This is a genomic window from Hymenobacter sp. H14-R3, assembly GCF_030063445.1.
Lineage (GTDB): Bacteria > Bacteroidota > Bacteroidia > Cytophagales > Hymenobacteraceae > Hymenobacter.
Genome location: NZ_JASITD010000011.1, coordinates 129597 through 141583, shown reverse-complemented (window position 1 = coordinate 141583; position 11987 = coordinate 129597). Strand labels below are relative to the sequence as shown.

Annotated in this window: 8 protein-coding genes and 1 pseudogene; 7 read left to right on the top strand and 2 right to left on the bottom strand. The window is 64.3% G+C overall.

Annotated elements, in window-relative coordinates; translation table 11 throughout:
* Positions 1 to 67 precede the first annotated feature (67 nt).
* On the bottom strand, positions 68 to 571 hold the full coding sequence (locus QMK33_RS23605) for a T9SS type A sorting domain-containing protein (RefSeq protein WP_502867062.1): 504 nt from the start codon (positions 569 to 571) through the stop codon (positions 68 to 70).
* A pseudogene (locus tag QMK33_RS12045) lies at positions 541 to 1179 on the bottom strand (RCC1 domain-containing protein); the annotation flags it as partial. The pseudogene QMK33_RS12045 and the gene QMK33_RS23605, both read right to left, overlap by 31 nt.
* A 299-nt stretch (positions 1180 to 1478) precedes the next feature.
* Here QMK33_RS12045 and QMK33_RS12040 point away from each other — a divergent pair.
* The 7 genes from QMK33_RS12040 (at position 1479) to QMK33_RS12010 (ending at position 11987) form a co-directional block, all read left to right on the top strand.
* Positions 1479 to 4739, top strand: coding sequence for a tetratricopeptide repeat protein (locus QMK33_RS12040; protein WP_283564837.1), 3261 nt, complete (start codon positions 1479 to 1481; stop codon positions 4737 to 4739).
* A 35-nt stretch (positions 4740 to 4774) separates the two neighbouring features.
* Positions 4775 to 6538, top strand: coding sequence for a TonB-dependent receptor (locus tag QMK33_RS12035; RefSeq protein WP_283564836.1), 1764 nt, complete (start codon positions 4775 to 4777; stop codon positions 6536 to 6538).
* Between the two features lie 133 nt (positions 6539 to 6671).
* Complete coding sequence (locus QMK33_RS12030; protein WP_283564835.1) at positions 6672 to 8207, top strand: HU domain-containing protein; 1536 nt, start codon at positions 6672 to 6674, stop codon at positions 8205 to 8207.
* Positions 8208 to 8327: 120 nt separating this feature from the next.
* A complete protein-coding gene (locus QMK33_RS12025; protein WP_283564834.1) occupies positions 8328 to 9035 on the top strand; it encodes a MotA/TolQ/ExbB proton channel family protein in 708 nt (235 codons plus the stop codon).
* Between the two features lie 116 nt (positions 9036 to 9151).
* Positions 9152 to 9562 carry an ExbD/TolR family protein gene (locus QMK33_RS12020; protein WP_283564833.1) on the top strand — a complete coding sequence of 137 codons (411 nt, stop codon included), beginning with the start codon at positions 9152 to 9154 and terminating at the stop codon, positions 9560 to 9562.
* A gap of 100 nt (positions 9563 to 9662) precedes the next feature.
* Positions 9663 to 10592: a hypothetical protein gene (locus QMK33_RS12015; protein WP_283564832.1), complete on the top strand. Its 930-nt coding sequence runs from the start codon at positions 9663 to 9665 to the stop codon at positions 10590 to 10592.
* A gap of 81 nt (positions 10593 to 10673) precedes the next feature.
* Positions 10674 to 11987 (top strand): bifunctional folylpolyglutamate synthase/dihydrofolate synthase, encoded by a 1314-nt coding sequence (locus tag QMK33_RS12010; RefSeq protein WP_283564831.1) that lies wholly within the window; start codon positions 10674 to 10676, stop codon positions 11985 to 11987.

Below are 11987 nucleotides of genomic sequence, written 5' to 3'. Positions count from 1 at the left end.
TTAAGAGTGAATTCAGTGTTGATAAACAATGCGTTGCGTAGTAATAAGCAAGTAGGAAACGGTAGTATTACTCCACTACCAGGCGCAGGGTACGCGTAGCCCCGCCCGCCGCGGCGCGCAGCAGGTAGAGGCCCGGGGCCAGCCCCGCCAGCTCGACCTCGGCCGAGGTGGTGGTGCGCACCAGGCGGCCCTGGCTGTCGAAGAGCTGGCCGGCCACGGGGCCGGCGGCCGGGCCCAGCAGCTGGGCACGGCCGTGGGCGGGGTTGGGGGCCAGGAGCCAGGCGGCCGCGGTAGTAGCTGGGGTGGCGGCTAGTAATGTGCCGTTGGCAATACGTAGGGGAGAGGCATTGGCATTGGAAAGGCCTAGCTGCCCATAGTAATCGTAACCCCACGTCCAGAGTGAGCCATCAGCGCGGAGGGCGGCCGAATAATCACCGCCTGCGGCAGTCGTTTGCCAACTGCTCCCGGGGCTGACCGGGGCAGGCGTAAGCTCGGTGGTGGCTGTGCCCGTGCCGAGTTGGCCGTTGCCATTGTAGCCCCAGGCCCAGAGGGTGCCATTACGGTTCGCCAGGTGGTAGCCGTGCCAATTTTTTGTGGAGCAGGCTGGCTGGTGGTGCTCCCGTCACCAAGCTCCCCATAGGTATTGTTACCCCAAGCCCACAGGGTGCCGTCGGTGCGCAGGGCTACGGTGTGCAGGTAGCCAGCCGCCGCACTTTGCCAGGTGTTAGCCGTCCCAACTTGCACGGGGCTTAGTTGCGGGCTGGTAGTGCCATTGCTGCCCAACTGCCCGTAAGCGTTATTGCCCCAGGCCCAAAGGGTACCGTCGGTGCGCAGGGCCACGGTGTGCACAGAAATACTGCTTACCCGCTGCCACGTGGTGGCAGTGCCAATCTGCACTGGCGCTAGCACGCGGGTGGTAGTACTAGTACCCAGCTGTCCAAACTCATTATTGCCCCAGGCCCAGAGCGTACCGTCGGTATGCAGGGCCATCGAGTGGAATTCCCCCGCAATCACCCGTTGCCAGGTGGTGGCCGTGCCCACTTGCACGGGCGCAAGCTGCATAGTGGTAGTGCCCGCGCCCAACTGCCCAAACCTATTGTCGCCCCAGGCCCAAAGCGTACCATCAGCGTGAATGGTCAGGGTGTGGTAGTTGCCCATCGCTACGCGCTGCGCGCGCACCGAGCCAGCCAGCAGCGTCAGCAGCAGTAAAAATAGCACTCGTAAAGTACTTGTTTGCACAGAAAAAAGAGATTGATAAAAGTAGCGGAAGAAAAAATCTATCAAATATAGTTGCGGGTTAGAGTGCTACCGGCTGCGGGCCTGCCCCCGCCCGGCCCACGTACCAAACCCCGCCTCCTCACGTTGCTTACACCTGCGCCAGGCCGCTCAAAACCCCCGGCCCGCGTTTTTTCGCTACTTTTGACCGAATCCGAACGGGCCAATAGCCGGCCCGCCCGCCCACCGAACCGCTGCCCTACATGAAGCTACCCCCCCGGCTCACGCTGGCCGCCGCCCTGCTGGGGGCCGCCGCCGCCGAGCCCCAGCTTGCCCACGCCCAGCTCACTCAAACCAATACCAGCCCCGAGCGCTACTTTCAGGAAGGCCTCGACCTGTTTGATAAAAAGCAGTACGGCGCGGCCCAGCAGGCCTTTCAGCAGTACCAGCAGGCCGGGGCCACCCGCGCCGGCGAGCAAAGCGGCCCCGCCGCCGCCAGCGGCCGCCAGGAGCGCCTGGCCGACGCCGAGTACTACTACGCCGTGAGCGGCCTCTACCTGCTGCACCCCGATGCCGAGGGCCTCATCCTCAACTTTGCCCGCCTGCACCCGGCCCACCCGCGCGCCGCAGTGGCGTACTTCGAGCTGGCCAAGTTTTACTACGACCAGCAGAACTACGGCCAGGCCAGCGCCTACTTCCAAAAGGTGGCCCCTGCCAACCTCAGCGCCAGCCAGCGCGCCGAGTCCGATTTCAAGCTGGGCTACAGCCACTTTCAGCTAAAGGAATACGACCAGGCCCGCATCCTGTTCGACCGTAATAAGCAGGTGGCCAGCCAGTACCGATACGCCAGCTCGTACTACGCCGGTTACCTGGCCTTCCAGGCCGCCGACTACGCCGCCGCCCGCAAAGACCTGCTGGTGGCCGCCGAAAACGACGCCTACCGCGGCGTGGTGCCGGCCATCATGACCCAGCTCTACTACAAGGAGGGCGACTACGACGGCCTCATCAGCTACGCAGCCAAGGCCTTGCAGCAAACCCCGCCCCCCCAAAGCGCCGACGAGATTCAGCTGCTGGTGGGCGATGCCTATTATCAGAAGCAGGACTACAAGGCCGCCAGCCCGTACTTCGGCCAGTACGCCACCGCTCACAAGGGCAAAATAGAGCCCGGCCTGCAATACAAAATCGGCTACGCCGACTACAAGCAGGGCGACTACAAAAACGCCATCACCAACCTCAAGAACGTGGCCGCCCGCCGTGACTCGCTGGGCCAGAATGCGGCTTATCATCTGGGCCTGAGCTACTTGCAGGATGGCCAGAAAACCGCCGCCCTGGCCGCCTTCGACGCCGCCCGCCAGAGCATCCTCGACAAGCAGCTCTCCGAAAACGCCACGCTTAAGTACGCCCAGGTGCAGTACGAGCTGGGCAATTTGCCCGACGTGATTACGGCCCTGCGCGACTTCCGCCGCAAGTACCCGCGCTCCAAAAACCAGCCCGTGGTCGACCAGCTCCTCAGCGACGGCTTCCTGTCGAGCACCGACTACGCCGGGGCGCTCACCTACCTCGAAGGCCTCGGCGACGACCGCGGCGACAAGCTCAGCGGCACCTACCAGCGCATTGCGTACGCGCAGGCCGCCACCCTCTACAACGATGGCAATTACAGCCAGGCCCTGCCGCTGCTCGATAAAAGCCTGAAGTACCCGCAGGACGATGCCCTGCGCGCCGCCGCCCAGGTGCTGCGCGGCGAAATCTACTCGGTGGGCCAGCAGTACCCCGATGCCATCAATGCCTACGCCGCCGCCGCCCGCACCGCCCGCCAGGGTGGCGTGAGCGCTGAAGAAACCCAGTACGTGCAGCTGGCCCGCTACGGCCTGGGCTACGCCTACTACAATACCAAGCAGTACGCCAAGGCCCAGCCCCAGTTTCAGGCCTACCTGGCCGACCCGGCTGCCCAGCCCACCGACCCTAATTATTACGACACCACGCTGCGCCTCGGCGACACCTACTACATCGCCAAAGACTACAGCGCGGCCCTGGCGCAGTACGATAAAGTCATTCTGGCCAATGCCGCCGACAAGGACTACGCCTACTACCAGAAGGGCGTGACGCTGGGCCTGCTCGGCCGCAAGGACGAGGCCGACCAAACCCTGTCGTCCCTGCTTAAGAGCAACCCCGACTCGCGCTACGCCGAGCAGGCCGTGTTTCAGCAGGCGCAGCTGGCATTTCAGGCCGGCGACTATGGCCCCGCCGCCGAGGGCTTCACCCGCCTCATCACGAACCGGCCCACCTCCAGCCTGTTGCCCGAGGCCTACCAGCGCCGCGGCGTGGCCTACGCCAACCTGGAGCAGCAGGACAAGGCCGTGCTCGATTTTCAGAAGGTACTGACCGATTATCCGCGCAGCAGCGCCGCCCAGCAGGCCCTCTACAGCTTGCAGGAAAGCCTCGCCGCCCTGGGCCGCAACGAGGAGTTTGACCAGGCTTTGGCCGGTTTCAAAGCTCAAAACCCGAATAGCAAAGCCACCGAGAGCGTCGAGTTTGAGGCCGCCAAGTCGCTGTACCTGGCCGAGAAATACACCCAGGCGCTGCCCCGCGTGCAGGCCTACTTGCAGCAGTACCCCAGCAACGCCCTGGCCCCCGACGCCCGCTTTATCCTGGCCGATTCGTACCTGCGCACCGGCGACAAGGCCAAGGCCCTGCCGCTGCTCAAAGCCGTGGTGACCGAGAACAAGAGCGAATTTGTGACCCGCGCCGTGGGCCGCGTGGCCGACCTGGAGCTCGACAACAAGAACTACCCCGAGGCCATCAAATACTACGACCGCCTGCGCACGGCGTCCAGCAACCGCCGCGAGGTGGCCACCGCCACCCTGGGCTTGCTCAAAGCGTACTACGATGGCGGCGACTACGCCAAGGCCCGCAGCACCGCCACCGACCTCAGCACCCTGGCCGGGGCCACCGCCAACGCCACCAATACCGCCCTGCTCTACCAGGGCAAGGCCGATTTTAAGCTCGGCAACCTCGACCAGGCGGCCACCGAGCTGGCCGCCACCGTGGCCGCCGCCCCCAGCGACGTAACCGGGGCCGAAGCCCAGTACACGCTGGCGGAAGTGCTTTTTAAACAGAAGAAATACGACGAAGCCATCGCGGAAGCCTTTAAGGTCAACTCGGGCTATAGCGCCTACGAGCTGTGGCAGGGCCGCGCCTTCTTGCTGCTCGCCGACGTGTACACCGCCCAGCGAGATATCTTCCAGGCCCGCGCCACGCTGAACTCGGTTATCGACAATAAATTCCCGGTGGCCGAGGTCATCGAAGGTGCCCGCCAGCGCCTCAAAGCCCTGCCCGCCAGCGACGATGCCCCGGCCCCGGCCGAAGAGCCCGCACCCACTAAGGCGCCCGCCAAGTCTGCCGCTCCGGCCAAGGCAGCTCCAGCCGCGCCCGTTAAAACGGCCCCGGTGAAGCCGGCTACGCCCGCACCCACCAAGCCGGCTCCGGTCAAAGCGCCGGTGCGCAAGCCGACTGCGAGGCCCTAAGATATTTAGTAGCTCGCTGGTATAATTTAGTATAAATGAAACGTTTAGAGGTGCTAAAATCAAGCTTTACTACCGCTGCCGGCCGGGCCTTCCTGCTGGCCCTGGGCCTGGGCGGAGCCAGCACGTTTGGGGCGCAGGCCCAAAGCCAGCCCGGCAAGGGCAAGCCGCGCGGCACCATCCAGGATGCCGAGATTGAGATTGTGAAAGACCGGGTGAACACCCTGCCCGAGGCCACCCGCAACTTCGAGAAAATCAAGCTGGCCCCGCCGCCCAAGCCCACCCGCCAGGTCACCTACACCTACCCCGATTTCCAGCTGCCGGCCACCCGCCTCACCCCCTCGGTGCAGGTGCTCACCGTGGCCCAGGAAGAATTGGAGCCCCTCACCGGCAATTACGTGAAGCTGGGCGTGGGCAACTACGGCTCGGTGTACGGCCGCGCCCACCTGCACTCGACCCGCAACGACCAGTACAGCTACGGCCTCGACTTGCGTCACAACAGTTCCAGCACCGGCCCCGTCGATGGCAAAAACTCGGGCGTGAGCCGTACCAGCGCCGCCCTCACCGGCGAGTACTACAAAGGGGCCACCACCTTCGGCGCGGCCCTCGACGTGGCCCGCGAGCGCTACAACTTCTATGGCTACGACCGCCGCCGGCTGCTGGCCACCCCCGAAAGCGACGCCCTCAAGCAAACATTCACCCGCTTCGGTGTGCGGGCCTACGCCCGCAACCGCGCCGCCGATGCCCCCCTGCAATACGAGGTCGGCGTGGGCTACCGCTATTTCGGCGACCACTTCAACGTGAGCGAAAACAACCTGCTGGTGGATGGCAAGGCTAGCTACGCGCTCGGCGAAACCAGCCGGATTACCCTCGATGCGCAGGGCTCGTTCATCTCCGATAAGCAGCCCGCCCGGTTTGGAGGCCTGATTAGCGACTTTACCCGCTCGCGCAATTTCTTCCAGGCCACGCCCGCCTACGAGCTGACCGGCAAAACCGGCCTCACCCTCACGCTGGGCGCCACGCTGGGCTATAGCAGCGACGCGCTCAACGGCGTGGGCAAGGGCATGATAAACCCCGCGGTGCGGGTGAGCTACGCCATCGTACCCGAGAAATTTCAGCTCTACGGCGGCCTGGGCGGGGCCATCCAGCGCGTTACGCGCTACGACCTGAGCCAGGCAAACCCCTGGCTGGCCCCCGGCCAAAGCCTGGCCGATACCCACGCCGGCCCCACAGCCTACGCGGGCTTCACGGCCACGCCCATCAGCGGCCTGGAGCTGGCCGCCCGCGCCACCTTCGGCCGCTCGCGCAACCTGTATTTTTACCGCAACTCGGTGGCCGATACCAGCAAGTTTGACCTCGCCTACGATAGCACCACCATCAACGTGGCCAACGTGCACGCCGAGGCGCTCTACAGCGCGTCGGAAAAAGTGCGGGTGGGGGTAAAGGCTGATTATAACTATTACGGCGTCAAGTCGTTGGCGCAGGCCTACGGCCGGCCGGCCTTCATCGGCACCCTCTACGGCACCTACAACGCTACCGACAAGCTGCTGCTCGGGGCCAACTTCTACTATTACTCGGCCAATTATGGGGTAGGGGCTGGCTCCGGCTTCCCGGCCAGCCCGGTTACCGACCGCCAAACCAACGCCGTTGTCGACCTTAACCTGCGTGCCGATTACCGTATTACCCCAAAATTCAGCATCTTTGCAATGGGGAACAACCTCGCCAACCGCAAATACCAGCGCTACCTGAACTACCAAAGCCAGGGTATCAACGTAATCGGCGGCCTCACGTACAGCTTCTAAATGAAATGTGAATCAAAAATTATGAGTTGTAAACTGCTGATTACCAAGTAATTGTATTTATACTATTGGTAAGCGTACCCGTTTCTAACTCATACTTCATAGCTCGTACTTCATAACTTATAATTCAAAAAAGATGAATCTCTCCGACCACCTACGCCCTTTGCTCCGCGACCACGACTGCGTGATAATCCCGGATTTTGGGGGCTTGGTGGCCGAGTCTGTTCCGGCCCAGGTGCATCCTGGCGGCCGGCATCTGCTCAGCCCGCCCACCCGCCAGGTAGCTTTTAATCAGGCCCTCACCCGCAACGACGGCCTGCTCGTCGATGCCCTGCGCGAGCACCTGGGCCTGCCCGCCGCTGAGGCCCGCGAGGCCCTGCGCCAGGCCGTGGCCGCCCTGCACCACGAGCTGCAAAACCAGCAGCGTACCGAGCTGCCCGGCATTGGCGTGTTTCGGCAGCAGCCCGGCCGCGGTTTGCAGTTTGAGTACACCGGCACCGACAACCTGCTGGCCGCCGCCTTTGGCCTGCCCGAGCTCGCGGCCCACCCCGTGGCCGTGCTCGACGCCCGCTTGGCCCGCGAGCAGCAGGCCCAGCTGATGCCGCGCCTGCGCTCGGCTAGTCAGGGCCTGCGGCTGCGGCGTTTAGTGCCCGCCACTCGCATCGGCCTGCTGGCCGGCCTGGCCGTGGCGGGCCTGTATATGCTGAACCTGCACCCCGAAAATGTGCCTGCCGCCTGGCAGGGCTACCTACCCCGCTGGGAAGAAACCGCCCGCCCGGTAGTGTCGCAGCAAGCAGCCCTGGCCCAGCCTAGCTTTGCCAGCGCCCCCGCCGTAGTGGCTGAGGCAGTAGCCGCTCCCGTTGATTCCGAGGCTAATACTTCGGTCGTGGCTGTCGCTGCTAATACGCTGGCCGAGGCTGTCGCTACCAAGGCTCCGGATGTGGCTACCGTGGCCGCGCCCCAGCCCGTAGCCGCTACTCCAACCCCCGGCCAAACGGTTGACCCGGTTGATGCCATGCTGACGCGGAGCCGCGCCAGCCTGCTGCGGCCCCGCGCCAAAGCCGGCAAGGTGCCCGCCGCCGCCGCCATTGCCCTCGCCGACGAGAGCAACGTGGCCAAGCCCGTGCCCATGGCCCTGCGCAAGCCGGGTACGGCGGGCACTCTCACTACTTCCTATGCCGCGGCGGCCACGGCTCCGCGGCCGGCTGCGCCCGCTACGCTTGCGCCACTAGTTGGTGCGCCAGCCCCCGCCGTGCACCCGGTAGTAAGTGTGAAGAGCAGCAAAGCCGTAACCGTGGTGGCGCTCAAGGCAGTGGCTACGCATACGGTAGTGCCCAAGGTAGGGGCGGCGCATGCCGCCGCACCGGCCCCCGTGGCCGCTGTTGCGGTCCTGGCGCCCGCCGGCGCTGCCGTGCCCACTACAATTAAAGTGCGCACTGGCCGTTACTACCTCGTCGTAGCCGCGTACTCGTCGTTTGCCCGGGCTGAGGAAGGCCGCCGCAACCTGGCCCACGCCGGCCGGCCGGCCAAGGTAATTTGCCCGCCCGCTGGCAGCCGCCTGTACCGCCTGTCGGCCGTGGACTTTGCCGACCGCCCCACGGCCACAGTGGCCGCCGCGCATCTGCGCCAGAATCCGCATTTCGACAAAGGCCTGACCGTTTTGCCTTACTAGGTAAGCTGGCGCAACCAGCCTGTGACCTGTTGGCTATTTGTATTATAATACTGATTTATAAGTAGTTGCGAAAGCTATTGAGCATTCGTAAAATTATTCCGTTCTTCCCGTTTTCGCTGAATGTTCGTTTTCCTGCTGCAAGCCGCCCCGGCCCTCACGACCGTTGCCACCGATACGGCCGCCACGGTGGCAACCGCCGCCGCTAACGCCGACCCTGGCCTCTCGCTCATCGACCTGCTGCTGAAGGGAGGCTGGATAATGCTCCCCATCGTGCTGCTGCTCGTGGTGTCAGTCTACATCATTGCCGAGCGCTACCTCACCATCCGCAGTGCCGCCGGCAACCCCGAGTCGTTTATGAGCGGCATCCGGGCGCTCATGGTGAAGGGCGACCTGCAAGGCGCCAAGCTCTACTGCGCCCAAAACCCCTCGCCGTTGGCGCGCATGGTAGAAAAAGGCCTGCGCCGCATTGGCCTGCCCATCACCGAGATTGAGGCCAGCGTCGAAAACGTGGGTAAAATCGAGATTGCCCGCCTCGAAAAGAACATCAGCATCCTGGGCATCATCGCGGGCATTGCGCCCATGCTGGGCTTCGTGGGCACGATTATCGGCGTTATCAAGATTTTCTACGCCATTTCCAGCAGCGGCGAGTTCGGCATCACCCAAATTGCCGGCGGCCTCTACACCAAGATGGTAACCTCCGCGGCCGGCCTCATCGTGGGCATCATCGCCCACATCGGCTACCACTGGCTCAGCATCCTGGTCGAGCGCATGGTGTTCCGCATGGAGAACTCGGCCGTCGAGTTCATGGATATCCTACAAGACAATTAATCAAGGAGCGAAGGAGCGAATGAGTGGATGAGTGAATGAAAGCGGTGTTCTCCGAAGAGGCGCAGTTGGTCATTTACTCCTTCACTCATTCGCTCCTTCACTCCTTCGCTCCGCGAATGAATCTTTCCCGCCGCCGCCGCCTGTCCTCCCACGTCGAGACCAGCTCGATGAACGACATCATGTTCTTTCTGATGCTGTTCTTCCTGATTGTGTCCACCATGGTTAACCCCAACGTTATCAAGCTCTTGCTGCCCAATGCCAAAAGTAGCAAGCAGGTAATGAAGCAACCCATCACGGTGAGCATCAACGCGGCGGGCGAATACTACGTGAACAAGAAGCCCGTCACGGCCGCCACCCTGGAGCCCGAGCTGCGGGCCCTGCTCACCCCCGGCCAGCCCGCCGAGGCCCAGCCCTCCGTAGTGCTGCGCGTCGATGCCGGCCTGAACGTGCAGAAGCTGGTGGACGTGCTCGAAGTAGGCAACCGCCTGAAGCTCAAAATGGTAATGGCCACGCAGTCGCAACGGTAAATTTGCTTAGCGGAGTAAAAGGAGGAACGTCATGCTGAGCTTGTCGAAGCATAACGTTCCTCCTTTTACTTCTGCCTCATAAGTTCTAACTTAAAAAACAATGGCCCTCGACTATCCCGAAGAGCACCGGCGCGAAGCCCTGGGCATCACGGCGGCCGTGGTGTTGCTGCTGGCGCTCATCTGCTTTTTTCTGAAGTTCACGGGCCCCAACCCGCCGCTCGACGCCCTGGGTGGCGATGGCGTGGAGCTGAACTACGGCCTCGACGAAGCCGGCTCGGGCGACATTCAGACCATGGCCACCGCCAACGCCTCGCTCAATAAGGAGGACTCGCGCCCGCCCGCCGCCCAGCCCGACCGTACCCCGCAGCCCGCCCAGCCCCGCGTAGAGCCTACGCCCGCGCCGCAGCCCGCGGTTCAGGAAAAGGTAATCACCAGCGAAGCCGAAGACGCCGGCACCACGGCCCCGCCCGTGACCAAGCCCACCCCCAAAGCCGTGGTGGAGCCCGTGCGCGAAACGCCCACCCCCACGCCGCCCAAGCCCCGCGAGCAGCCCCGCACCCTCTACACGCCCAAGAGCAGCGCCAGCGGCGTGGCCGGCGGCAATGGGGTAAATGGTACCAGCAACGCACCCACCGGCAACAGCAACGGCGACCGCCCCCCCGGCACCGTGGGCGACCAGGGCGACCCCCGCGGCTCGCTCGATGCCAAGGCCCTCTACGGCCAGCCCGGCAGCGGCGGCAGTGGCGCGCGCCCCGGCAGCGGCGGGGGCGGCGGCCTCGAAATGAGCGGCTGGCGCTTCGATAATGCGCCCGTGGTGGAGGCCTTGGACGACAACCCTGGCGTGGTGCGCTTCAAGATAAAAATCAGCGACGATGGCGAGGTGGAGTCCATCTCCAAGGTGTCGGGCAACGTGTCGCCGGCCCAGGAGCGCCTCTGCCGCGACAAGCTTCAGCAGGCCAACTTCGTGAAAACGAACGCCGGGGCGGGCGGGGCCACCGGCTATTACACCTTCCGATTCACGGTTAAATAAGGGAAAACCGGGCCGGCGGGGTGCGTAGTTATCGCTGGCATAATTACGCACCCGCCTGGCCGGTTTTTCATTTCCAGTAAAATGACTTACCCCGAAACCCTGGCCTGGCTTTACGCACAACTACCGATGTATCAGCGGGTAGGGGCGGCCGGCTTCAAGAAAGGCTTGGGCAACACGGAGGCGCTAGCCGCTGCCCTGGGCCACCCCGAAACGCAGTTTAAAAGCGTGCACGTGGCCGGTACCAATGGCAAGGGCTCGTCATCGCACTTGCTGGCGGCGGTGCTGCAAAGCGCCGGTTACCAGGTGGGCCTCTATACCTCGCCGCACCTGCGCGAGTTCACCGAGCGCATTCGGGTAAACGGGCAGGAGCTGGCCCCGGCTTTCCTGGTGAAATGGGTGGAAGCATACCGCCCCCTGTTTGCCAAAATCGAGCCCTCGTTTTTTGAGATGTGCGTGGCACTGGCCTTCAATTACTTTGCCGTCAGGCGGGTCGATATCGCCGTGGTGGAAGTGGGCCTGGGCGGCCGGCTCGACTCGACCAATATCATCACGCCGCTCGTCTCGCTCATCACCAACATCAGCTACGACCACCAGGCCATGCTGGGCAATACGCTGCCCGAGATTGCGGGTGAAAAAGCCGGCATCATCAAGCCTGGCCGGCCGGTGATAATCAGCCAGACGCAGCCCGCAGTGGCCGCCGTTTTTGAAGCTAAAGCCCGGCAGGAGGGGAGCGCCCTGCTCTTTGCCGACACGCGCTACGTGGCGCAGCTGGCCCTCGACCCCGCGCCCGCCGGCGAGGCCGCGGTGCAGCTGCTCGACGTGCGGCGCGACGGCCAGCCGTGGCTGCAAAACGTGGAGCTGGGCCTGCTCGGCGACTACCAGCGCCTGAACCTGCCCGGCGTGCTGGCCACCCTGGATGAGCTGCGCGCCCAGGGCTTCGTCATTCCGGAGAGCGCCCTGCGCCAGGGCCTGCGCGAGGTGACGCGCCTCACCGGCCTGCGCGGGCGCTGGAGCATTATTGGCCGGCAGCCGCTGGTAGTGGCCGACACGGGCCACAACGAGGCCGGGCTGCGGCTCGTGCTGGCCCAGCTGGCGCGGGTGCCGCACGCGCACCTGCACCTGGTAATCGGGGTGGTCAACGACAAGGATATCAGCCAGATACTGGCCCTGCTGCCGCCCGCGGCCACGTATTATTTCTGCCAGGCCGCTATTCCGCGGGCGTTGCCAGCCGATGAGCTGGCGGCCCAGGCGGCGGCGGCCGGCCTTACGGGGCGGGCCTACGGGCCGGTGGCGGCGGCCGTGGCTGCCGCCCGCGCCGCGGCTGGCCCGGCCGACGTGGTATTTATCGGCGGCAGCACCTTCGTGGTAGCTGAGGTGGCCGAGTTGTATGGGTAG

Coding starts and splice junctions, on each gene's coding strand:
- QMK33_RS12020 (WP_283564833.1), top strand. CDS start 9,152: ATGAATCTTTCCCGCCGCCGCCGCCTGTCCTCCCACGTCGAGACCAGC.
- QMK33_RS12010 (WP_283564831.1), top strand. CDS start 10,674: ATGACTTACCCCGAAACCCTGGCCTGGCTTTACGCACAACTACCGATG.
- QMK33_RS12030 (WP_283564835.1), top strand. CDS start 6,672: ATGAATCTCTCCGACCACCTACGCCCTTTGCTCCGCGACCACGACTGC.
- QMK33_RS12025 (WP_283564834.1), top strand. CDS start 8,328: ATGTTCGTTTTCCTGCTGCAAGCCGCCCCGGCCCTCACGACCGTTGCC.
- QMK33_RS12040 (WP_283564837.1), top strand. CDS start 1,479: ATGAAGCTACCCCCCCGGCTCACGCTGGCCGCCGCCCTGCTGGGGGCC.
- QMK33_RS12015 (WP_283564832.1), top strand. CDS start 9,663: ATGGCCCTCGACTATCCCGAAGAGCACCGGCGCGAAGCCCTGGGCATC.
- QMK33_RS12035 (WP_283564836.1), top strand. CDS start 4,775: ATGAAACGTTTAGAGGTGCTAAAATCAAGCTTTACTACCGCTGCCGGC.